We start from the raw sequence: 23,199 nt of genomic DNA, 5'->3' as shown, positions 1-23,199 counted from the left end.
AGTGAATACTGTAAGTGCAATGTCCCCTGAACATCCTCGGTGAGCGTACTGATGGGCGAGCGAGCCGACTGAGCGTTTTTGAATTGGAGGAATACCATGATTCGCAAGCACTTCTTGATGGCCCTGGCGACACTGGTTGTCGCTGCGGGTGTGCAGTGGGTCTCGGTACCGGCGTACGCGACCGAGCAGGGATCACAACGGCGTGAAGCACGGGATACGAGGCAAACAGGGCGCTCCGACGCACGGCAAACCAAGCAGGACTGCAGACAGGGTAGCGACAAGAGCAATGTAGAATGTCGCCAGGACAAGCGCAGTACCAAGCAGGACACGCGCCGCACTGCTCGGGACATCAAGTATTGATCGTTAACGTAGCTCCTGTTCCCGACCGCTATAGAGTCAATGTTTTCAGATAACGGTGATGGCAGACCGATTTGCTTGAATGACTGCTTAGCCGTAATAAGCGGCTATCACAATCAGCGCGAGAAAACAGACCAACTGAACGCAAAAGAAGGTAAACCGAATCGCCACGAACCTATCGGTTTGCACATGGGATACGTGCACGAAGGACTGGCACACGCGAGCGATCAGGACGAATGTGCACAAGTAGTCCACGGCAGGGCCGTTGACACCCAAGGCCGATATCACGAACACGATCACGCCAAAGACCGGCAGATTTTCCACACAGTTGGCGTGTGCTCGTGTCCCGCGCCGATACCAATCCTCGCCTTCGAGCTGATCGCTGCGGAACGAGCCAATGGGAACTTTCGAGAACAGGATCGCGACCCAGCGATAAACGCCGACGGTTGCCATCAACAGCAGCAAAGTCCAAGTCGCAAACCCAAGCAACATCCACATCGGTAGGGTCATGGCCGCCATCCTCCATCAATCAATTTCGGCTCGTCATCCCGCAACCGCGCGGCCGACGAGGAGTCGGTCGCGCGCTGTCGATCAATGGCTCATGATGGGTGCCAGTGCGGTCTGAATCCTCGACATCTGTGCTGGCGTTGTCATTCTCGTCAGCAGCCGGCCAAAGTGTGGATGCTGCACGCCCGAGATAATGTATTGCCAGCGGTAGGCGCTCAGCACGCAGGCTTTGATTTGCGCTGTCTCATCGACACGGAACGGTCGTGAAACATTGCGAATAAAGTACTCGGCATCGGCTGCCGATTGCGCCTGAAGAATTCCGTCGACGGCCGCCACCAGCGCAATCAGATCGTTCACGGCCTGGTCGCGTTCGGTTGGCGAGAGCCTCTCGTGCTCCGACTTCCACTCCAGTTCATCAAGGACGACGTGCCGGCTTTCATCCTTCCAGTGAAATTTGAAGACATCCTTGAACAGTGGGCACAGCTCCTCGCGCGGTGCGATGCTCTGTACGTAGTGCGCCTGGACAAACAGTTCGATATGACAGGTCAGCGCCAGCACCGACCAAGTGCTGGCCGCTAGTACTGCACGCGCCACATCGTTGGGATCGGCCACTTGACGATACCCCGCAGGCAAGTGCGATCCCATCGTCGTCTCCATGCGCCGGAACAACTCCTGGTGCTTGATCTCGTCGTTGGAAAAGCGCACCAGCGCTTCGAGTGCGAGCTGATTGTCAAAGACATGGGCTCGACCTTGATCGAGCATTTTGGCACTGATAAAACGCTCGACCAGGCCAAAGATGTACGCATAGGTCCGGCCCTGAATCTGACTGAGCAGGCGCGCCTCGGCCCCGGCAAGAAAGCTCAGGCGGTCGACCTGCGAGAGTCCATCGGGCAGGAATTTGCGCGAGAAGTCGAAACTCCGGTCCTGTAGCAAATCACGATCGATCTGCCATTCGGTTTTTTTCGATGATCTGACAATTCGAGCGTAACGGTCGGCGTTGTCTGACTCCGAGCCGGGTAGGGTAGCGACGCTGTTCATAGGGATCTCCTGCTGCCTTGGTCGAGATGGAATGGGGCCATTACGGTTGACGTCGGAGCCAATGACCACAGGTGAAGCATCGGGGGGATAGTCTTGATCGCCGGGTCCGCGTTGGTGCTAATCTAGGTCTCGCCGTTCAGGTGGTGAATGACCAGTGCGCCGGATTACCTGCTCAGGCGTCCGGAAAAGAGGGCGGGCAAGTGTTGGATGCGCTTTCTGATGTCTTGCGAGTGATTCGGTTGTCTGGAGGGGTCTTCCTCGAGGCGGAGTTCACTGCGCCCTGGTGCATCAACGGAAAAATCTCGGCGGATGATTGCAAACCGTTCCTGGCGGCACCTCGGCATATCATTGCGTCGCATTTTGTCGCCGCCGGGCACATGCAATTACGCATCGACGGTGGTGCCACCCTCGACGTGGGGGCAGGCGAACTTGTTCTGCTTCCTCGCAATGACCCTCATACTTTTGGCAGCGACCTGAGCATTGCGCCCATGCCAGCGAGCGAAGTTGTTCAGCCGCCAGACGTCGGCGGCATTTCACGAATCAAGTACGGTGGGGGCGGCGAGGCCACGCAGTTATTGTGCGGATTCCTCGGTTCTGAAACACCCTTCAGTCCTTTGCTTTCGTCGCTGCCATCCGTATTAAAACTGGACATTCGCGCGACGGCTTCGGGAGCCTGGATCGAAAGCTCATTCCGTTTCGCTGTCAGCGAAATCGCGGCGGGACGCGTCGGCTCGGCAACGGTCATTGCCAAACTATCCGAACTGCTATTCGTCGAAGCCGTCAGTCAGTATGTCGCCAGCCTCCCCGTTGAGCGGCGCGGGTGGCTGGCGGGGTTGCGCGACCCACATATCGGGCGCGCACTGGCGCTACTCCATGCTCGCCCAACCGAGGGCTGGACTGCAGAAGCCCTAGCGCTTGAAGTGGGAATGTCGCGCTCGGTATTCGCGGAGCGATTCACGGCATTGGTCGGACAGCCACCGATGCAATACCTGACGCTGTGGCGCATGCACGTGGCGGCTCAACACCTGCGTGAAGGTCGCGGCAGTGTGGCGCAAATCGGCTTTGCCGTTGGCTACGAATCCGAAGCCGCGTTCAGTCGCGCCTTCAAACGTCAGTTCGGCACGTCCCCCGGCACTTGGCGCAGACAATCAGCGTGAGACGGTCCGGTGTCCACATCCCCCCCGATTTCGGCGTGAATCCCCCCCATTAATGGGGGGGACTGCTCAGCCGCGTCTCGATCAGGACAAAATTTCAGCCTCTGACCWATGAGTGCGGATCTTCAGCTCGTTGCATGTTTTGTCACAATCCTTGCAATGGAATGACCCAGTGAGCTTCTCCGGTTCATGAAAGGTAGAGCGTTGAGAAGCTGCACCCATAACCCTTGGCTTGCAGGATGAAGTACCCCTGTCAACTCAATGGAAGAGCTGCATTCATCCTCTCCAAAAGCCTGGGGAAATTCTTATGAACCACCCTGAATTTACGTGTGCGCAGGTAGCGTTGAGCGGGTTATCGGCCTTGATTATCTTATGGGCAATGCGCGCCGGCCCCTACACGGCTGTTTTCAATGCCCCGGCAGGCGTCAAGCGCACTATCGTCGACATGAGCGTTTCGCTGGCAGCCTTTGTCCACAACCTGATCTACCGTGTGATCAGACCTTCCGTTCACCCTTTGTTGTTCTTTCTGGCCTGCCTGTTTACGGCAACTCTGGTGGCGGCCGACGAACCACAGGGCAACGACAATCAAAGTAATGAGAAGTGGCTGGAGCCGGCTCGCTCCAGGCTCATGCATGTGAATGGCGGGATGCCGTTCTTTCCGCATCGGGCCAATACCCCCGGCAACCTGGTGTTGAATGTAAAAGACTTCGACAATGCCCAGGTATGTGGTGCCTGCCATACGGAGATTTACAAGCAGTGGCGCTCGTCGATGATGTCCCAGGCCTGGGATGAACCCATCTATCGGGCCTTGCTCACACGTGCGAGTTCGGCCACCGAGGGAAAGGTCGATAACTTCTGCACCGGATGCCATACCCCGATCGGTCTCACGACCGGGCAGATCAATTCGCAAGTCAACCGCTCCTCGATTGAAGACAGCGAGAAAAATCATCCGATGCCTGGGGTCGATTGCGAGACCTGCCACAACATCAGCGCCCGCACGGGCCTCGATAACGGCGCCTATGTCCTGAGCCCTCGAGCGCACGGTAAACCGACCAAGTTCGGCCCGCGTAAAGATGCCGTTTCGCCTTATCACGACACCGTGTATTCCGCTCTGCACACACGCTCGGACTTTTGCGCCACCTGCCACAACGTCACGCACCCGTTCAGCAGTGTGGCGGTCGAGCGTACCTATGACGAGTGGCAGGAGAGCTCCTACAGCTTTAACGATGTAACTTGCCAGAGCTGCCATATGCCGGGTTTTGCGGGTAAGGCCGCGATCATGGGGCCAGACCGTGAGCAGGTCGCCTCGCATTGGTTCAGCGGAGCCAATGCGACGATGCTCAAGCATCTCGGTCAGGAAGAGGGCGCGCAACGCGGGCGCGACATGCTCGCGCGCGCGGCGGAAATAAAATTCGAGCCACTGCCGGCAGCCATCATTCCCGGGCAATACACCTCGGTCGCAGTCAAAGTTTCCAATGTCGGCGCCGGGCACAAACTGCCGACCGGCTTTCCGGAGGGACGGGAGATATGGATCGATTTCCGGGTGCTGGATGCCAGTGGTCACGAGCTCTATCGACTGGGTGCGATCAAGGACGGCAAGACCGAGGACAACACGCGAAATTTCAAAGTGCACATAGGCGACAAGGACGGCAATCCGTTGGATGTCGAGGTCTGGAATGCCACGCAAATTCTTTCGGATAACCGCATTCTGCCCAAGGGCTACGATATTCGGGAGTTTTCATTCCTGGTGCCGGCCGACGCCGTCGGGCCGCTGACCGTGACTGCCGACCTGAACTACTGGCCGTTCTCGCAGAAGCTGGCTGACTACCTGCTAGGCAAGGATAAGTTGCAGGTGGAAATCACCCGGATGGCCAAAGTCACGCAGAGCGTACCCCTGTGGACAAGCCTGCCTGCCGCCGGGCCAGATACCGCACACTTTTAGCTGCACAGTGTCGATGTCCAGGCTGGCCCCGATTACTCACAGCAAAGGCTGCTAGTGACCGGCTGCAAGCGGCCCGACCCCGCCCTTCGTGAAGGGCGGAGGTCGGCCAAAAGCGGCATTAGCAGTATGAAGTTTGTGCTACTTGGATGCAGTTTCTTTGGAGAATCCAACATCGTTTTAACTCATGGAGAGAAATTGCGGATCTACATAACGGGCGCTTCTTGTGCGGACGTGACGACGGTCATACCCACCTGCCAGCCCAGCGCCAAGCGTTGGGTTGATCTGGTTGCTCCAAGTAGTCGAGGAGGTTGTGGCTAAGGACGGGGATGCTACTGAAAAGCCGCCGCAAGAGTATTGCGGCGGCGGTTCAATCAGTCCCGGCCGATGCGGGCGGTATCGGTGTAGGCATTGCAGGTGCTGGTGTCCAAGCACAGGGCCATGTACACCGCTTGCTTGCCGCAACCACGAACACCCACGGTGTATTCGGTACGGGCATAGCCGTATTGAAGTTGGGCTACTTTGCTCGACAAAATAGTCGGTGTTACAGCCTGGCAGTTCAATTCGAAGGCTGCACGAGTGGTCACCACCTTCAACGCGGCATCTTGATTGGCAGCAATAAATTGCTGATTCGTCTGGCAACCGGCAAGGCCAGCAGCCAGCAGTGCCAAACCGAGCAGGGCACGGCTTTTGTTTTTGTTAGTCATAGGGACTGCTCCATAAGTGTGATCTTGCCAAACCAGTGAAGGGCTTTAGTGTCCTGCCTGCGTATCTGCTCAGCGAACCCCTGGCAGTACGTTGATGATCCGGGCCAGGTTAAAGCTAGTCGCTCAGGCCGCGACTAGCCAGTGCGCTATTTAGCCATTCGGYGCCGGTTACCTGTTTGGCAGCAAAATATTGATGAGTAAAGATTGCCAGGCACTTTGCCTGCATGGGGCAGCCCGGTAGCAACGGCAGATGCCCGCCGGTGTTTGCTCACCACTGCGGGGCGTGACTACGAGTGATCATGTCGGCGTCCGACCAACAGCTTCGAGGCGCCTGGATTGGGACAGCCAATGTCACTTCAGGGTCGAAAAATGACGCTCGCGAGTGACGCCTATTGGCCGATTACTGCCCTGACGAAAGACTGTAATCGACCTCATGCCACTCTAATTCGGTTCCCGCCGTTGATCGACGCGCTGTAAGCGATCAGCGATTAGGGAACTAAACGGTTCTGACTGCCGAAGCTTTTTGCCGACGATACAGAATTGTCGTCGCCGTGAACCCGCACACCGCCGCGAACATCAGCCAGTAGGCAGGTGATGCCTTGTCGCCCGTGGCCTGTACAAGCAGCGTCGAGATTGCCGGGGTAAAACCGCCGAACACCGCGGTGGCCAAACTGAAGGCCAGTGAAAACCCGACTACCCGCACGTTCTGTGGCATGACTTCGGTCAGTGCCGCGACCATGGCGCCGTTGTAAATGCCAAAGAAGAATGAGAAGTACAGCAGAACAGCGAGTAGTCGTTCGAAACTCGCCGCCTCTGCTAGCCAGTGCATGGCGGGATAGGCGGTGAAGATGCACAGCAACGATATCGCCAGCAACAACGGCCGCCGGCCAATGCGGTCGGAGAGGGCGCCGCCGATAGGCAGCCAGATAAAGTTGCTGATGCCGACCAGCAGTGTGACCGCCAGGCTGTCGGTGGTACTTAAGTTCAGTACTGTCCTGCCAAACGTCGGTGTGTAGACCGTAATCAGGTAGAACGTGGTGGTGGTCATGGACGCCAGCAAGCCGCCCGCCAGTACGGTGCGCCAGTTGTCACGCATCGAGCGGAAAACTTCGCGAGTTGTTGGACGATGGCTGCGAGCAGTGAAGGCAGCGGTTTCCTCCAGTGAGCGGCGAATAATGAAAATGAACGGGATGATCACGCAGCCAATGAAGAACGGAATACGCCAGCCCCAATCGGCGATCTCAGCGGCTTGCATCGTGGCATTGATCGTGTAGCCCAACGCGGCCGCGACGACGATCGCCACCTGTTGGCTGGCCGACTGCCAACTGGTATAGAAACCGGTGTGACCGGGGGTGGAAATTTCCGCCAGATACACGGAAACACCGCCCATTTCCGCTCCGGCTGAGAAGCCCTGGAGCAGCCTGCCCAACAACACCAGAATCGGTGCCGCCACGCCGATGGCGGCATAGCCCGGCACCAGGGCGATCAATACGGTACCTGCGGCCATGATCGACAGCGTCACGATCAGCCCCTTGCGACGGCCCACCTTATCGATGTACGCCCCCAACACAATGGCGCCTAACGGGCGCATCAGGAATCCGGAGCCGAATACCGCGAAGGTCATCATTAGCGAGGCAAACTCGCTGGTGGCTGGAAAGAAGGTCTGGGAGATGTAGGTCGCGTAGAACCCGAACAGAAAGAAGTCGAACTGCTCGAGAAAGTTACCGCTGGTGACCCGCAAAATGGCGCCCAATTTGGACCCCTTGGCTCGGGTTGTTGCCGTTGTCGTTTTCATGGCTACCGTTATGCTCACTATTGTTTTTGGAATGAGTGTTTTAACCGTCAGTCGCTGCCGGCGTTTATCGGGTTGGGTTGACGCTTCTCAATGGCGTGTTTGAGACAGCGCTTGCACTGACCAAAAACAGCAGCGCGATGAAGCCGCGATCCATGGGTTTTTGGTTCTCATCGCCGTGCGCAGGGTTGCGACGCAGGTTCAGCCAAAGAAGACCCGCCGGGCCGATCAGCAGGCCGATGCCACCGGCAATACCCAACATCACCGGCAAGCTGAAGATCGGATAAGGCGCCGACCACTTCAGCAGATAGTGAAAGAGCGTGGCGACACCGGTGGCGGCGAAGCACAGCATGAAGCCGTAGAAGGTGAGGTGGTGGAATCGGCGTCGCCACAAGGTGAATTGATCATCGGCGTTGTTGCAGCCTTCGCCATGGCCGCCGTCCAGGTATTTGAGCTTCGCGACGTTGGCCGTAGCCTCCAATGCAGCGGACGTTTTCAACGGCAGTGGCGCTGCGACCGGTGAAACGTTGCGCCAGAAGCGCCGTACACCCATGGTCAGGGCAAGTACCGCAAAGCCGAACACTGAGCCGAACATCAGCGCCAGGGTGTTATGCGGGAAAATCTTGTAGAAGTTGCCCCCGGGAATGGCCGTGAACAGGTTGCCCATGAGCATCAGGGTCAGGCATAAAAACAAGGCCAGTCCCCCACCGGAAGCCAGTGCCAGGGTCAGGCCGTTGCGCTGATACAACCTGCCCATCACTTGCGGCCAGGCGTATTCGGCGTAAGTATCCAGGCGCACTTTGGCCATGGCTTTGGGTATGTTGACGTCGAATTCGTGTGGGGCGGCGTACTGACAGGCGTGCAGGCACGCGCCGCAGTTATGGCACAAGTTCGCCAGGTAATGGATGTCGGCCTGAGTGAATTCCAGGCGCCGRGTCATCGCCGGAAATACCGCGCAAAAGCCTTCGCAATAACGGCAGGCATTGCAGATGGTCATCTGCCGCTGGACTTCACTTTCGTCAAGATTCAATACCGGGATCAACCCGCCCGACGCTTGGGGATCAAACAGTTGCATGTCGAGACTCCGTGTTTGCAGATGAAACGCCAAAGCCMACCGAAGCGGCCGCCTGCACACCGGCGATGCGGCCAAAAGCGGTACCGATGGCCATGCCGATGCCGGCGGTGTAGCCCTTGCCTAGAACATTGCCGGCCATCATTTCTCCCGCGACGAACAGGTTGGGGCTCGCTTTGCCGTTGAAATGCACGGCAGCGGTTTCGTCGGTGGCGAGGCCGAGGTAGGTGAACGTGACACCCGGTTTAAGCGGGTAGGCGTAGAAAGGTGGTTTCACCAATGGCCGCGCCCAATGGGTTTTGGCGGGCGTCAGTCCTTGGGTGTGGCAGTCGTCCAACGCCGTGTGATCGAACGTGCCAACGCGGCAGGCGCTGTTGTAGTCCTCGACAGTCTTGACGAATTTTTCTTGAGGCAGCTTCAACTGGCGGGCAAGGTCTTGGAGAGTATTGGCGGTGGTTCCGGGAAAGACCGGCGGCATGAAGCGGCCGATGGCTTGTTGATCGATGATCGAATACGCCTGCTGACCGGGTTGTCCGGCCACCAGACGCCCCCAGATCGCATAACGTTTTGGCCAGAAATCCTCACCTTCGTCGTAGAAGCGTTCGCCATCACGATTGACCACCACACCCAGCGATACGCAGTCGATTCGGGTGCAGATGCCGCCGTCGTAGAGTGGCGCACGGGCATCAATCGCGACCATGTGTGCTTGCGTCGGATCGCCGATCACATCTGCGCCAAGGTCGAGCATGCGCCGTAGCAAAATGCCGGTGTTGAATCGGGTGCCCCGGATCAGGAAATTGTCCGATGGCCATTCACCGAGTTCGTTCTGACCCCAGGCTTCGCGCAGCCATTCACGGTTGGATTCGAAGCCGCCGGCCGCCAACACGCAGGCCCGGGCTTCAATGCGTTCAGCGGCGAAACGCTGACCATCGACCTCATGTTCGCCCACATGGGCGGCGACGAATTTCCCCTCATCCAACTCGATGTCAGTCACTTGCGTGTTGTAGCGAACTTTTACACCCAGGCGCTCGGCGCTGCGGAAATACGCATTGACCAGCGCTTTGCCGCCGCCCATAAAAAATGCATTGGTCCGCGCCACGTGCAGCGCGCCGGACAGCGGTGGCTGAAAATGCACGCCGTGTGAACGCATCCAGTCGCGGCAAGAAGACGATGCCCGAATTGCAATGCGTGCAAGCTTTTCATCCGTGAGACCACCGGTGACCTTCAATAGGTCTTGCCAGTATTCTTCTTCCGGATAGGCATCGATCAGCACGTCCTGCGGTTCGTCGTGCATGCACCGTAGGTTACGGGTGTGTTGGGAATTGCCACCGCGCCAGATTTTTGGAGAGGCTTCCAGCAGCATCACGCTGGCGCCCGCTTCTCGCGCCATCAGAGCGGCGCACAAGGCAGCGTTGCCACCCCCTATGATTAAAACATCGATCATCATCGCTCCTCGATTTGCAAGGAAGCGGGAACGAAGTGCTCCTTGCGAGTAGGGAGAACGATAGGGCGGGGAAGGAGTGGCCGAAAGGCTGCTTTTGACGCGGGGGGTTTAGTTTTTCTAAAGGCCTTGTCGTCAGGAGAGACTTATGTGTCCGGGGTTGAAGGAGGATTACGCGTCTACCCCTTCTATCCACGTAGCTCCAGGCCACTGTTTGTCGACGACCAACTGTCGCGCCACATCGACGATGACCAACCGCGTTGCCAGCGCCGCGGGAGAGAGTTCGTCGTCAGCCAGCGTCGCCAGAAGATTACGCCGGCCCACATGGGGATCGGCAATCCTGATCAGTGAGAGTCCGGACCCGTCTTTCAATGCAGCGGCCGCCCCCGGTTGTATCGTTGCTGCATGACCGGCCCGAACGGCGTTCATCAAAACAGCGAGACCGTCGACTTCCATAATGACATTGGGTGTTAGCCCGACCCGCTCGAACGCGCTCATCAATGCCGAGCGCAATCCATGTTGCGCGCTGGGCATCACCAGCGGCAGACCGCCGAGGTCGGCTAACTGCACGCTGTCACCAGAAGGCGCTTGAGGCAGGCTGGGCGAGGCAATGACAAACAGCTTTTCATCCAGCAGCGGAGTCACGCTCCAGCGTTTACCCCCTTCGAGCTGGAACAGGATGGCCAGGTCAATTTGCCGTGCGTTGAGCTGCGCCGCCAAGTGGCCGGAAAGCATTTCCACCAAATGCAGTTGTATGTCCGGATAACGCGCACGCATTGCGTTGATCAACGGCAACGCGAGCACCGTCGCGGTAGTCGGTGGTAAGCCGACGCTGACATAACCGCTCATTCGCCCGCGATGGGCGGCCATGATTGCGTTTTCCGCCTGGCGTAGCGTCAGTTGGGCATGGTGTAAAAACGCAAATCCGGCGCTAGTGGGCGTCACGCCGGTGGAGGTACGATTCAGGAGGCGGGTGCACAGTTCGCTTTCCAGCTTGGAGATTTGCTGACTGAGGGCTGACACACCAACGTCCAGTTCAAGTGCCGCACGCCCCAGGCTGCCAAGCTCGATGATTTTTACAAAATAGCGCAGTTGTCTCAATTCCAATGTGGCTGCTCCCCGCGAATTTGTAATTCAAATACCTGAACGTTTGCCACGCATGTTACGAAGCCCGAAGAGGCAGCATTGTCGCAGGTTTGGGTTGACCGTTGACCGTTGACCGTTGAGCGCGTGCGCTTTATCGAGGACTGGTAGCAGTTGACCCGAAGCTGTCATCGAGATTGTGGCCACTGATCCTGGATTTCATACCAGGGCGCCTTGGACGTCACTTCGACATGTTGCTGCTTGTCGGTGGTAAAGGTCGTGTCTAGCGAACCCAGCGCTATAGATATCCAGTCTGCGTATTCACCCCGGCTTCGCGACCAGAACAACGACGAACCGCACTGGCCGCAGAACTGACGAAGCACTGATTCCGAAGAGCGGTAAGTCGTGATGCACTCCGCGCCCTGGATGATCTGCAGGTCAGTTCGCAGCACGCTGCCATAGCTGGCAAACGCTGCCCCATGACTTTTACGGCATTGGTTGCAATGGCAATGTGAAAGCGCTTTGGGGCGTGATTTGATTTCGTAACTGACGGCGCCGCAGAGACAGCTGCCTTGGAAAGTGCTGGTCATTTTTTGAGGCCGCATGGTAACCAAATGGGTCAATTTAAACGATTGGCACGGGGAGTGTCGAATGACTGCTTCTGGGCCGTTTTCTGCCCCTCACGACAGGCAGAAATCGGCCCATTGCTGCCCTTCATGAAGGGGAACAATGGGTCGATTCTGTCGAAAAAGTCGGATTTTCAGCTCGCCTGAACTCAGGCATGACTCCCACGCGTAGCGTGAGAACGATCAACCTCAATCAAAACTGCTTTGATGCACTGGCGATGCGCTGGTACTTACGCCGCTRCCGATTCATGCTGCGGATATCCAGAAAAAATATCTCTCCGCTGCGCCAGAGCAGCATCCACGCGGTGACGGTAACGACTCCCACGGGGATGGTGCCTTCAATGCCCAGAGCCGTGCCTGCCAGCACCAAGGCTAGTGCCAAGCCCAGGAGTGTCAGCGCTAACAGCCGTTGGGTGCGAATATCCCCTCTGAGTTGCTCGCTCTTTTCCGCAAAGGTGTTGCTGATGGCTTGCTGAAGGCGTTCTCGCTCATCTTCCGGGCAGCGAATCTGCAGGCTCAGCTCGGGGTGATACCAGGCGGTATCTGACAGGTAGTCCACCAGCTCGGGGCTTAGCTTGGGGTTGTCCGGCGAGGCAAACGGATTGAGGTAATCGTGGGTGATCGTCAGATCGATTTTTTTAGTCATAACGAACCTTTACCTGGTTGAGTTGTGGACGGAGACTTTAGTGTTCGAGGTAAAGCTAGTCGCAAGACAGCTGCTCTGCCTGATCGGCAGTCGCAGGCGCTGTTGCAGGAGCGGATTTATCCGCGATGCATTGGCGGAATGTGCGCCGCGACCGTCTCCATCAACGCTGATTGTTATCACGCTCTGCAGGGGGGACATCAGGCAGCGGGCGGCGCATGCACGGATAAGGGCTAGAGGCAGCTTCTGGCCGTTTTCTGCCCGTCGCGAGGGGCAGAAAACGATCCATAACTGCCGGTGACCAGCGGTAGAAAATTTTCTTTCGAACCCGCTTAGCGGCGAAAAACCCATGTTTCACCGGTCTGGGTTTCGAGAGGAACGCCAATGTGCACGTCAAATCTCCTGCGTGATCTTATTGAGTAAACCCATGCACTACGGATGAATGGGGCGGCAGGGATGTCCTATCAGCACGATTCTGCCAAATCGGAACGATCAATCATTCGAACACTGGCAAAAGTCGATTCGTTTCGTGCTTGGTCGAGCGCTGTCAGTGGTTTAGTCGATGACTGCTGCGTAGTCGCAATCGTTGCCGGTTTGCGACCCATTTCAGCGCCGGAACGCTCGTCGCTTGGTGGAACACCAAAGTACTCGCGATAGCACTTGGAAAAGTGTGGTGTGGACACGAAACCGCATACATACGCCAACTCAATGATCGACAATGATGTTTGCTTGAGCAGCTGTCGCGCTCGAATAAGACGCAACCTTAAATAGTAGCGTGACGGCGTACATTGAAGGTATTTCTGAAATAGCCGCTCTAGCTGTCGACGTGACAGGTCAACGTATTCTGCAAGGTTATCCAGGTCGATCGGTTCCTCGAGATTGGCCTCCATCAACGCGACGATCTCCTGCAGCTTAGGCTGATGAGTTCCCAGCACATGCCTGAGCGGAACGCGCTGATGGTCCTGTTCGTTGCGTATGCGCTCGTAAACAAACATCTCAGAGATGGCTGCGGATAATTCACGACCATGATCGCGACCAATCAGGTGCAGCATCATGTCCAGCGGCGCTGTTCCCCCGGAGCTGGTGAATCGGTTTCGGTCCAGGGTGAAAAGACTCGCGCTGATGCTGACTCGTGGGAAAGCCTCCTGCATGGCGGCCAAAAATTCCCAATGCACGCTGCACTCGTAGCCGTCGAGCAGCCCGGCTTTTGCGAGCGCCCAGCTACCGGTGCACACACCTCCCAACCGTCTGGATTGACGCGCCAAGGTTTGCAGCCAGGTAATGTGCTCGCGGGTAATCACGCTCTGGATTCCAACACCACCGCACACAATTACAGTGTCAGCCACCAATGGATTGTTCCACGAAGCATCCGGAGTGATCGGCACGCCGTCACTGGCCCAGATAGGCTCTCCATCGGGACTGAACGTATGCCAGCGATATAGCTCTCGCCCCGACAACTGATTGGCCATGCGCAGTGGCTCTACTGCGGACGCCAGAGAGATAAGTGTGAATTTATCCAACAGCAGAAAACCAACGGATTGAGTCGTGCCGTCGGACACGGTGGAGTTCGATGACATCGTGGTCATGTCCTCACAAAGAGCGATTACGGCCTGAGACGCAGGAGCTTGTAATACCCCCAGCCTTGGCGTAGGGAGTATCAGGTTTGGCGCAAATAACTCCTTGGTTTTATCCCACTGACGTCACCCTCGCAGCCTGCGCAGGGTGACGCGACGTCACAAGGCCGATAAAGGAAATTGCCAGCGCCAGTCCAATGGTTGTACTGACTTCGGTACGGTGCTCTGGGGTGATCATCATGACTGCCAGCGCTGCGCAAATGAACACAATCACCAGCCACGTCAGCCATGGAAACAGCCACATGCGAAAGGTCAGCTCAACGTTCTGCCGACGCAACATCCGGCGCATGCGCAGCTGCGACACTGCAATGGCCAGGTACACCAGCAAGGCAATCGCACCGGAGCTGGCCAGCAGGAAGTCAAACAGCCCGGCGGGCATGAAGTAGCTCCACACGGTGATCGCCGCGCCCAGCACGGTACTGGCGATGACTGCTGCCCGCGGCACGCCTTCGGAGGAGGTCGCCTTGAGCGCCTTCGGCGCATCGCCACGACGGCCCAGCGAGAACAGCATGCGCGAGGCAATGTAGATCGAGGAATTCATGCAACTGGCCACTGCGATCAGCACCACCACGTCCACCATGAACTTGGCGTGGGGAATGTTCATGATTTCCAGTGCCCGTTGGTAGGAGCCTACCTGGGCGAGCAGCGGATCGTTCCAGGGCACCACGGAGATGACCACGAAAATCGACAACAGGTAGAACACCCCGATGCGCCAGATCACCGAACGCGTGGCTTTGGCAATGTTCTGCGACGGGTTGTCGGATTCGGCGGCGGCGATGGTGACCGCTTCAGTACCAATGAAGCTGAACATGATGGTGATGAAAGCGCCGACTACCGCCGACAGGCCGTTGGGGGCAAATCCGCCATGCTCGGCCATCAACCCGCTCAATCCGCTGACTTCCCGATCGGGAACCCAGCCCATCAGCACGGCAAAACCCACGCCGATGAAACCGATGATCGCCACTACCTTGGCCATGGCGAACCAGAATTCGAATTCGCCGTACTTGGAGACACTGAACAGATTGGTTATCACCAACGCAATGATCGACACCAGAGCGAACAGCCAGGCATCAATCTGGGGGAACCACTGGTTTAATACGTGACCGGCGGCCAGTGCTTCAATAGGAATCACCAGTACCCAGAACCACCAGTACAGCCAACCGATGGTGAAGCCTGCCCAACGACCTATCGCCTGGTCGGCATAGGTGGAGAACGAGCCTGTGTCCGGGTTGGCCACCGCCATTTCACCGAGCATACGCATGACCAGAACGACGAGCAGGCCTGAGAATAGGTAAGCCAGTAGGACTGCTGGGCCAGCAGCTGCAATGGCATGTCCTGAGCCAACGAATAAACCGGCGCCGATAATCCCGGCGATTGACAGCATTGTTACGTGACGAGGCTTGAAGCCCTGCGCCAATTGGCCACTCGAATCCTTGGAGTTCGGGCTAATCATGGTTTTTTCTCTGCTGATCGACATTTAAGCGAATTGATAGGGGCAACAGATCATCATTGTTGCCTGCTGGGCTTCCTGAAAGAGGCACCCTTCAAACGCTGCAGTTCTTATCAAACCCATCATCGCGATGTGGTTATTTCGATGAAAAGATGCGCCACCTTACCAGGCTTGTTCGACGATTCAGTTACCTGTTCGCGTCGCCTTCTTGTCTGATATCGACACGTGCAAATTTAGTGTTCACGTTGAATACCAATTGGTCATGAAGTGCCCAGGCGCAATCATTTTGTTTTGTTGAGGATTCTGCCAGGGCAGCAACGGATGGGGATAGCTTGGAAGGTTTAAGCGGGCGAGAGGTTTCGGGATGAGGGCCGCGAGCAGATACTCGTCACCTTCATTGAGGTAACCCTGTTCATCGAGGCGTCCCTAAGGGGGGAATTCGGCCATCCAGTGCCTGGCAATTTCTTCTCGCCGGCAGATCCACGCCGAGCCGTGGCCTTGCACGTAATCGAGAAAGCGCGCCAATGCCATCGCGCGTGCTGGATGGCCGCTGATCCGGCCATGCAGGCCGACGCTCATCATCTTCGGATGTTGCGCGCCTTCCTGCCACAGCAAGTCGAAAGCATCCTTGAGCAGCTGGAAGAAGTCCTCCCCGGAGGAGAAACCGTTCGGCAGCAGATAGCGGATGTCGTTGTTGACCAGTGTGTACGGGATCACCAGGTGTGCGGGAGAACCTGGAAGCCAATAGGGCAGGTCATCGTTGTAGGCGTCTGAGCTGTAGAGGAGCCCGCCGTCCTCGCGCAACAGGCGGCAGGTGTTCTGACTGACCCTTCCTGTGTACCAACCTGTGGGKCGCTTGCCGCAGATCCGCTCGATCGCGTCGAGGGTAAGGCGGATATGGCGCCGCTCTTCGTCTTCAGGGATGTCGAGATAGTCCAGCCAACGGTAACCATGCCCGGCGACTTCATGCCCGGCAGCGCAGAGCGCATGGCCGATCTGCGGGTTGAGTTCCAGTGCCCGGCCGACAGCGAAGGCGGTCAGGGGTAGGTCGCGGGCGTTGAACAGCTCCAGGATGCGCCACACGCCTGCGCGCGATCCGTATTCATACATGCCCTCGACACTCAAGTCCCTTTTTCCCGTACGAGGGGGGCGGCCAGGCAGCTCGTGGAGATAGGCTTCTGACTGGGCATCGCCATTGAGGATGCACGACTCCGCGCCCTCCTCGATGTTGAGCACGAACTGAACCGCGACGCGAGCCTCACCCGGCCATCGCGGGTGGGGTGGACAACCGCCGTAACCGACGAGATCGCGCGCGGACATCAGCCCAGCTCGAAGGTCGTGACGCCGAAGACACGTTCGTGCGCGAGAGCCGGAGGAGGGCCGAGATACATGCGCGCGCAGCCGAAGACCTCGTTCATCCCGTGTTGGTACACGAGCGCCATCGCGGCGCGGTTGTTCTCCGGGGCATCGAGAAACAGCGGGCCACCCGCGGCGAAGCTTGCCAAGTGCGAGTAGAGGGCATTGGCCGCCAAGGCGTCATCGCTGAACAGGGGACCGATCTTGCAGCCTTCCCGGCAGCGCCGCACCACGCCGAACCCGCTGAGCCTTCCCTGGCGCCGGCAACCCAGGGCGAGTGCATCGGGTTGGGCTATCCATCCTCTCAGGAAGGTCGGGCGCGAGGCTGGGAAGCAGGTGCGGTCATAATCGAGAATCTGATCGAACGCAAAGGTCGCCAGCGGGACGATGTCTTCGCCGTCATCAAGCGAGGTTGCCGGACGTTCGAGGATCTCGGCACGAAAACGCATGTTGCGATGGGAGAAGGCGAAGCCTCCCTTGGCGTAGTAGTCCTGCATCGCGAAGACACCGTCCATGCCAATGCTCGCACCCGGGCGCAAACGAGCGAGGAGGCGCTCGCGGCGGGCGTGCCAGAGGGTATTGCCCAGACCCTGTCCGCGATATTCGGGCCGAACGATGAAGAAACCCATGAAGCCGAATTCGCCGTTGTAGGAGGTGATGGCACCGCCGCCAATCAACTCGCCATCAAGGTCCGCCGCGACGAAAGCCTCAGGGTCCGTAGCCCAGAACAGCTCGGCATCGTGAAGGCCGGGATTCCAACCCTCGCGCTTAGCCCAGCCGACAAGCTGGTCCAGCTCGGAGCGGGTCATGTTGCGTATCACAAGCTGATTCGACACCGCGATGTTCTCCTCAGTCGAGAGTCGAGCGCGTCCGTTTGAGTAAGAGTCGGGCGCTGTCTGAGTGATGGCCGCCGATGTCCGATAGTGATCGCCGCCTCAATTCTTCTCTGGCATTGCAGAGGAGTGATGACTAGTGATCAACCACTGCTTACCGTCCCACTTGTAGGTGTATGTGTAGCGAGCTTTGAYTTGAGCACCCGTAGTTTGAAAGGTGAACGTATAGAGTCCAGCGTCAACCGCAGAGTTACAGTCAATAAATATTGTCCTTGAGTTGATCTTGCCTTCGGGCTTGTTTTCCAGGAAGTGATGGAAATAGTCCTCCTTCTCGGCGGCGGTTAGTCTCGGTTTGTTCGACACGGTAGGAAGAAGGACCGAGCGCTCGGCATAGTTGGCGACAACTTGGTGTGGGTCACCGGTTTGCAGCGAGCGATTCCATCGATCAAACAAGGCCGAGATTTCTTGCTCATTGGTTGCCTTGCAGGTTTCCGTGTGCGTTCCCGAGGGGGCAGAGGCGCAACCTGCCAGAACGACGGCAAGGGCAGTTGACAGGACAGTTATGTTTCTCATCGACGATTCTCCCGGCAGCGGTCGAAAACGGTGATGGCATGATGTTCCTTGTCTTTTTTGCAAATCATTGATTTGCCTGAGTGTGGTCACTGCGAGTGCGACACTGTGCGAGGAGAAGCACGCCAAGAATGGCAAACCAGAGCTTCTCGATGAGTATAGGTGGAAAATCAAACTACGCTGCTGACGTGCCAGCAGACTGTCCGCTATTGGCTGTGGATTCAATCGGTCGATGCAACACAACTAAATTCTGTGAAAGCAGTCAGGCCTTGACCCAGCGTTGACGGCTCCAGCTGCTCAATGTATCGACGGCCAATACCAGTAACAGCATGGCCAGAATCACCGTGCTGGCTTGAGCTTCCTGGAACAGGCTGAGGCTGACATAGAGCATTTGCCCCAAACCACCGGCGCCGACGAAGCCGAGCACACTGGCCATGCGGATATTGTTTTCCCAACGGTACAGGATGTAGGCCAGTAGCTGTGGCAACAGGTTGGGCAGTGTGCCGTAACAGAAAGCCCATACGGCATTGCCACCCTGCAGGCGGATGGCGTCGGCCGGTTCTGGTGGGGTGTTTTCCAACGCTTCGGCGAACAGCCGGCCGAGCACGCCAGTGGTGTGCAGGGCTAATGCCAGGGTACCGGCATTGGGGCCCAGACCGGCAGCAAGGACCATCAGCGCAGCCCACACCAGTTCCGGAACCGCGCGCAAGGCGTTGAGCACCAGGCGCGACGCGCTCTGCAGTGGCCAGCCGAAGCGCCCGGCCGCGGGCAATGCCAATAGCAGACCGAGTACCGCCGCGAGCAGGGTGCCAAGGGCGGACATGGCAATGGTTTCCAGGGCGCCGTGACCGATGGCTTGCAGATGGCCCGCGCTCAGGTCCGGGCTGAGAAAACGCTGCGCATAAGCGCCCATATGATGCAGGTTGCCGGTGTCGCCGAGTTCGCCGAGGTCGATGCCCAGGTAGCTGAACGAGGCGACCACCGCTGCGCCGATACAGAGCAACAGTGCCAGGTTTATCAGGCGATTCATGCCAGCCTCCAGCGCAGCAGGCGGCTGAGTTGATCGGCGAGCAGCACCAGTACAAGGAATGTCAGTAACAAACTGGCCACTTCACCGCCGGCGAACATGCGCAACGACAGATCCATTTGCTGGCCCAGACCGCCGGCACCGACGAAGCCCATCACCACTGAGGCGCGGATTGCGCATTCCCAGCGGTACACCGTGTATGACAGCAGCTCCGCAGCGACATTGGGCAGGATCCCGTAGCAAAAGGCTGCGAGCCGACCGCTGCCCGATTGCAGTAGCGCATGGGCCGGGCGCTGGTCGACCGACTCGAAAATTTCCGCGTAGACCTTGCCCAACATGCCGCTGTAGGTAATGGCGATGGCCAGTACCCCGGCAGTCGGGCCGAGGCCGACGGCGCGCACGAACAGCAGGGCCCAGACGATTTCCGGTACGCTGCGCAGGAAGATCAATAAACCGCGTACAGGCCAGCGCAGCAGTTGGCCCCAATAGCTCGGGTGGCCGGCATGGGAGGCCGCAGACAGCGACAGAGCACGACTGGCCAGCAGGCTGGCGGGGACAGCCAACAGCAACGCCAGGGCCATGCCGGCCGTGGCGATGGCCAAGGTCTGCAGGGTGGCTCGCAACAACAGCTCGATGAATTCCTCGCCATGTGCCGGTGGCCAGAAGGCTGCTACAAACCGGCCCATCTCGCTCTGACTGTCACTCACCACCAGTACGCTCAGGTCCAGCTCGCTGAAGTGGATGCCCGGCCAGAGCAAGGCAAGGGCCAGCAAGGTGAGCAGCAGGCGGGGCCGGGTGGCCGGATCTCGGGTATCACGGGTCAGCATCGGGGAATCTGCACACTCAAGGGCGGCGGAGCAATCGGTGGGGATTGCAGTTGTTCGTTGGCGTAGAGCTTGTCGAGCAACTCACGGTCGACTTCGCTGGCCGCAAGGTCGAACAGAATCTGTCCATCACGCAAGCCGATGATCCGCGAAAAGTTCGCCAGGGCCAGGTCCACCGCATGCAGGCTGGCGACCAGGGTGACGTTGTGCTGCCGGGCATGGCGACAGAGCACCGAAAGCGTGTGCTGCGCCAACACCGGGTCCATGGCCGATACCGGCTCATCGGCCAGCAACACCTCGGGCGCTTGGTATAACACGCGGGCAATGCCCACGCGCTGTAGCTGTCCACCGGACAGTTGCTGGCATTGCGCGAACAACTTGTCACTCAGGTCCAGCCTGGCCAATGCCGCGCGTGCGCCTGGAATATCCAGTGGATGCAGCAGGTTCAGCAGGCTCTTGCCCAGCCCCCACTGACCCAGCTTTCCGGCCAGAACCGCGGTGACCACGCGCTGGCGCGGTGGCAGGGGGGGCGACTGATGAACCAGACCGATGCGCGCGCGCAGACGTTGACGCTGACGGGCAGAAAGCTGCCAGGCTCGCTCGCCGAGTACCTGCAGCTCGCCGTTGCCCGGTCGCACGGCGGTGGCCAGCAGATTGAGCAGGCTCGACTTACCCGCGCCGGACGGGCCGATGATGGCGACCTGTTCGCTGGCACCGATGTGCAGGTCCACGCCACGCAGCGCCTGGACGCCGTTGGCGTGGGTAAGGCTGACCTGGGTCAAATGCAACGTCATTTGAGCAGGTCGGCGGCGCGTGCGGCTTCCTCGATGCCCTTGTAGTTCTCAGGCTTGGTTTCGATGAAGCGGCTGGCGGCCTGCAGGTCCAGAATCTCCTTGTCCTTGGGGTTCGCCGGATCGAGAGCAAGGAAGGCTGCCTTTATCTTGGCCGCCAGCGCAGGGTCGAGGGTCCCACGCACCGTCCAGTTGTAGTCGAAGTAAGCCGGAGTGGTCGCAAACACTTTTACCTTGGTCGTGTCGACCTTGCCGGCGGCGACCAGTTTTTCCCATACGCTGGCGTTCAGTACCCCGGCGTCCACCTTGCCGGCCTGGACCCAAGCGACAGTGGCGTCATGGGCGCCGGAGTAGCCGACGCGACTGAAGTAGGTTTCAGGCTTGATCCCGTCCTTGAGCATAAAGTAGCGCGGCATAAGACTGCCCGACGTGGAGGACACCGAACCGAATGCAAAGGTCTTGCCCTTGAGATCGGCGAGGGACTTGATGGCTGGGTCGGCGGTGATGAACTTGCTGGTGAATTGAGCGTCCTGTTCGCGCTGTACCAGCGGAATGGCATTGCCGGTTTTCAGGCGTGCCTGCACGAACGTGAAGCCGCCCAGCCAGGCCAGGTCGATTCGGTCGGTGGCCAGCGCCTCGACCACGGCCGGATAGTCGCTGACGGGCACGAACTCGACTTTCATGCCCAACTGTTGTTCCAGATAGGCGCCAAGCGGCTGGAACTTGCGCAGCAGTTCGGTGGGGGCTTCGTCGGGAATCGCACTGACTTTCAGGGTGTCGGCGGCCTGCGCCAACAGGGTGCCAAATGACAGGGTCAAGCCGACGGCCAATGCCAGGGTACGCTTGAGCATGGAGCTTCTCCGGTGCATTTACGAAAGAATGTCGAGGCGCCGGGCACAAGCTGATTGCTGCCTGGCGCATTGTGAGGGTAGACGAAAAGGTGCGAAATTGACTGCTTTTGACCCAATTGCGATCTGTCGCGAAAGGCGGCAATCGACCGCTTCGGTTGAAAAAGTCGGCCACGGTTTCCACGGCGGAAAAATACGCGCCTGAGATTGAAATCTTTACTTTTGGTAGAGGCTTGCGGGCTCAGATTTCACGTAGCATCGTGTAAAAATGGCGTTTTCACCAGTCAATATTCAGGTCATTTGGGTGAAGCGACTTTTTCAACAGAATCGGCCAGAAGGAGACATTCGTTTGCGTCGGGTGCCCCCTATCCAGTCGTCAGGCATTAAGCACTGTTGATGTGGTCGCGTATGAACTCGATGAACCGCTGGGTCTTCGCAGGAAGCAGCCGTGTTTCGGTCAGTGCGTAGACCGAGATGCAAGTGCGACTACGACGAGATGTGCCACATCCTCAAAGGCACCGTGCGCCTGCCCGATGCGGACGACGAGTCGTGCGAGCAATCAGGCTTGGGCTTCGCTGGGAATGCCGGCAGTCCGTACGTCAACGCAAGTTCCAAGGCCGGTTACAAGGGGTATAACTATCAGAACAAAGGGCGGGTCATCCAGAATAGACCCTCCCAAGGCAGCGCCCGGGCCAGGCGCCCCAGACCTGATCGGCGCCTGCGGCGCGGAGCGATGTGATGAGTACCAGAGCATGGCGATGGGCTCGCAAGAGCCTTCTTGGCTGCATCGAGCTGGCCTTGCTGGTCGCTCCACTGTGCGCCAGCGCCATGTTCAAGTGCCAAGCCATGGACGGAACCATCAGCTACACCAGCCAAGCCATCGCCAGCGCCCGCTGCACTCGCCAGAATGGCATGGCGGGCGCCGGCGCCAAGGCAATGGCCCTGCCACGGCTTGTGCGGGACGACAACTCAGGCGCGGTGCGGATTCGGGTGTACACCTTCATCCACAGGGGTATTCGTCAATATGTGAGCCGGCGCCCCGTCGGGATCTCCGCACGGGTCGATGTCCTTGAGCTCTATTACATCAAAGGCTGCTATCTGTGCATGGCGCCGAAGGATTTCAAGGTCGCCTCACTGCGCCTGGACACCCATTCCTATCAGCGGGAGATCGAAGCCGCTTCGGGTCATTATGGTGTCGACAGGGCGCTGGTCCGCGCGGTGATACATGCCGAATCGGCGTTTCGCCCCAACGCCATTTCCGAAGCAGGCGCCCAGGGGCTGATGCAGTTGATGCCCGCCACTGCCGAGCGCTTCGCCGTGGACGATCCGTTCGACGCACAACAGAACATTCGTGGCGGCGTGCGCTACCTGGCCTGGCTGCTCAAGCGCTTCAACGGCAATCAGGTGCTGGCGTTGGCAGGTTACAACGCCGGCGAAGCGTCCGTGGTCGAGTACAACGGGGTGCCTCCCTATGCCGAGACGCAATCCCTATGCCGAGACGCAATCC

At 58.5% G+C, this 23,199-nt stretch carries 21 protein-coding genes and 2 pseudogenes; 4 read left to right on the top strand and 19 right to left on the bottom strand.

The window, feature by feature from the left end; genetic code table 11:
• The first annotated feature begins 96 nt into the window (after positions 1–96).
• Positions 97–360 (top strand): hypothetical protein, encoded by a 264-nt coding sequence (locus tag AC1DSG_RS17355; protein ID WP_477791985.1) that lies wholly within the window; start codon positions 97–99, stop codon positions 358–360.
• An 87-nt stretch (positions 361–447) separates the two neighbouring features.
• Here AC1DSG_RS17355 and AC1DSG_RS17350 read toward each other — a convergent pair whose 3' ends face one another.
• Both AC1DSG_RS17350 and AC1DSG_RS17345 read right to left on the bottom strand, forming a co-directional pair.
• Positions 448–867 carry an MAPEG family protein gene (locus AC1DSG_RS17350; RefSeq protein ID WP_477791986.1) on the bottom strand — a complete coding sequence of 140 codons (420 nt, stop codon included), beginning with the start codon at positions 865–867 and terminating at the stop codon, positions 448–450.
• A gap of 81 nt (positions 868–948) precedes the next feature.
• The gene (locus AC1DSG_RS17345; protein ID WP_477791984.1) at positions 949–1,902 is read right to left on the bottom strand and encodes a diiron oxygenase; all 954 of its coding nucleotides are present in this window, start codon (positions 1,900–1,902) and stop codon (positions 949–951) included.
• 200 nt (positions 1,903–2,102) lie between these two features.
• Here AC1DSG_RS17345 and AC1DSG_RS17340 point away from each other — a divergent pair, with 200 nt between their 5' ends.
• Positions 2,103–3,059 carry an AraC family transcriptional regulator gene (locus AC1DSG_RS17340; RefSeq protein WP_477791983.1) on the top strand — a complete coding sequence of 319 codons (957 nt, stop codon included), beginning with the start codon at positions 2,103–2,105 and terminating at the stop codon, positions 3,057–3,059.
• A 304-nt stretch (positions 3,060–3,363) separates the two neighbouring features.
• Positions 3,364–4,998 carry a multiheme c-type cytochrome gene (locus AC1DSG_RS17335; RefSeq protein ID WP_477791982.1) on the top strand — a complete coding sequence of 545 codons (1,635 nt, stop codon included), beginning with the start codon at positions 3,364–3,366 and terminating at the stop codon, positions 4,996–4,998.
• Between the two features lie 371 nt (positions 4,999–5,369).
• Here the strand turns inward: AC1DSG_RS17335 and AC1DSG_RS17330 are convergent, their stop codons facing one another.
• The 17 genes and pseudogenes from AC1DSG_RS17330 to AC1DSG_RS17250 all read right to left on the bottom strand — a co-directional run.
• Positions 5,370–5,702 carry a hypothetical protein gene (locus tag AC1DSG_RS17330; RefSeq protein WP_477791981.1) on the bottom strand — a complete coding sequence of 111 codons (333 nt, stop codon included), beginning with the start codon at positions 5,700–5,702 and terminating at the stop codon, positions 5,370–5,372.
• Positions 5,703–6,198: 496 nt separating this feature from the next.
• Positions 6,199–7,497 (bottom strand): tricarballylate/proton symporter TcuC, encoded by a 1,299-nt coding sequence (gene tcuC, locus AC1DSG_RS17325; RefSeq protein WP_477791980.1) that lies wholly within the window; start codon positions 7,495–7,497, stop codon positions 6,199–6,201.
• Between the two features lie 76 nt (positions 7,498–7,573).
• Positions 7,574–8,569, bottom strand: a pseudogene (tcuB, locus tag AC1DSG_RS17320) (tricarballylate utilization 4Fe-4S protein TcuB); the annotation flags it as partial.
• On the bottom strand, positions 8,556–10,010 hold the full coding sequence (tcuA, locus tag AC1DSG_RS17315) for an FAD-dependent tricarballylate dehydrogenase TcuA (protein WP_477791979.1): 1,455 nt from the start codon (positions 10,008–10,010) through the stop codon (positions 8,556–8,558). The gene tcuA and the pseudogene tcuB, both read right to left, overlap by 14 nt.
• 168 nt (positions 10,011–10,178) lie before the next feature.
• Entirely contained in the window at positions 10,179–11,114 is a 936-nt protein-coding gene (locus tag AC1DSG_RS17310) for a LysR family transcriptional regulator (protein WP_121102046.1), read from the bottom strand.
• A gap of 164 nt (positions 11,115–11,278) precedes the next feature.
• Positions 11,279–11,680 (bottom strand): GFA family protein, encoded by a 402-nt coding sequence (locus AC1DSG_RS17305; protein WP_477791978.1) that lies wholly within the window; start codon positions 11,678–11,680, stop codon positions 11,279–11,281.
• Positions 11,681–11,909: 229 nt separating this feature from the next.
• Entirely contained in the window at positions 11,910–12,362 is a 453-nt protein-coding gene (locus AC1DSG_RS17300; RefSeq protein ID WP_477791977.1) for a hypothetical protein, read from the bottom strand.
• Between the two features lie 461 nt (positions 12,363–12,823).
• Positions 12,824–13,936 carry a choline metabolism transcriptional regulator GbdR gene (gene gbdR, locus AC1DSG_RS17295; RefSeq protein WP_477791976.1) on the bottom strand — a complete coding sequence of 371 codons (1,113 nt, stop codon included), beginning with the start codon at positions 13,934–13,936 and terminating at the stop codon, positions 12,824–12,826.
• Between the two features lie 109 nt (positions 13,937–14,045).
• On the bottom strand, positions 14,046–15,446 hold the full coding sequence (gabP, locus tag AC1DSG_RS17290) for a GABA permease (protein ID WP_477791975.1): 1,401 nt from the start codon (positions 15,444–15,446) through the stop codon (positions 14,046–14,048).
• Between the two features lie 423 nt (positions 15,447–15,869).
• Positions 15,870–16,763, bottom strand: coding sequence for a polysaccharide deacetylase family protein (locus AC1DSG_RS17285; RefSeq protein ID WP_477791974.1), 894 nt, complete (start codon positions 16,761–16,763; stop codon positions 15,870–15,872).
• Complete coding sequence (locus AC1DSG_RS17280; protein ID WP_477791973.1) at positions 16,763–17,635, bottom strand: GNAT family N-acetyltransferase; 873 nt, start codon at positions 17,633–17,635, stop codon at positions 16,763–16,765. Before AC1DSG_RS17280 ends, AC1DSG_RS17285 begins: the two co-directional genes overlap by 1 nt.
• A gap of 99 nt (positions 17,636–17,734) precedes the next feature.
• On the bottom strand, positions 17,735–18,205 hold the full coding sequence (locus AC1DSG_RS17275) for an SgcJ/EcaC family oxidoreductase (protein WP_477791972.1): 471 nt from the start codon (positions 18,203–18,205) through the stop codon (positions 17,735–17,737).
• A 259-nt stretch (positions 18,206–18,464) separates the two neighbouring features.
• Positions 18,465–19,232: a phosphonate ABC transporter, permease protein PhnE gene (gene phnE / locus AC1DSG_RS17270; RefSeq protein ID WP_477791971.1), complete on the bottom strand. Its 768-nt coding sequence runs from the start codon at positions 19,230–19,232 to the stop codon at positions 18,465–18,467.
• Entirely contained in the window at positions 19,229–20,056 is an 828-nt protein-coding gene (gene phnE, locus AC1DSG_RS17265) for a phosphonate ABC transporter, permease protein PhnE (RefSeq protein WP_477791970.1), read from the bottom strand. Before phnE (AC1DSG_RS17265) ends, phnE (AC1DSG_RS17270) begins: the two co-directional genes overlap by 4 nt.
• Positions 20,050–20,847 carry a phosphonate ABC transporter ATP-binding protein gene (locus AC1DSG_RS17260; RefSeq protein WP_477791969.1) on the bottom strand — a complete coding sequence of 266 codons (798 nt, stop codon included), beginning with the start codon at positions 20,845–20,847 and terminating at the stop codon, positions 20,050–20,052. The genes phnE (AC1DSG_RS17265) and AC1DSG_RS17260 overlap by 7 nt, the downstream gene beginning before the upstream one ends.
• On the bottom strand, positions 20,844–21,695 hold the full coding sequence (locus AC1DSG_RS17255) for a putative selenate ABC transporter substrate-binding protein (protein ID WP_477791968.1): 852 nt from the start codon (positions 21,693–21,695) through the stop codon (positions 20,844–20,846). Before AC1DSG_RS17255 ends, AC1DSG_RS17260 begins: the two co-directional genes overlap by 4 nt.
• A gap of 380 nt (positions 21,696–22,075) precedes the next feature.
• Positions 22,076–22,168: pseudogene (locus AC1DSG_RS17250) on the bottom strand (LysR family transcriptional regulator); the annotation flags it as partial.
• A 262-nt stretch (positions 22,169–22,430) separates the two neighbouring features.
• On the opposite strand from AC1DSG_RS17250, the gene AC1DSG_RS17245 reads away from it, so the two are divergent.
• Positions 22,431–23,199: lytic transglycosylase domain-containing protein (locus AC1DSG_RS17245; protein ID WP_477791967.1), on the top strand; the 769-nt coding region annotated here is incomplete at its 3' end.

The organism is Pseudomonas sp. P5_A12, from assembly GCF_056400685.1.
The sequence above is the reverse complement of the archived record's forward strand: the minus strand, read 5'-3'. Positions and strand labels throughout refer to the sequence as shown.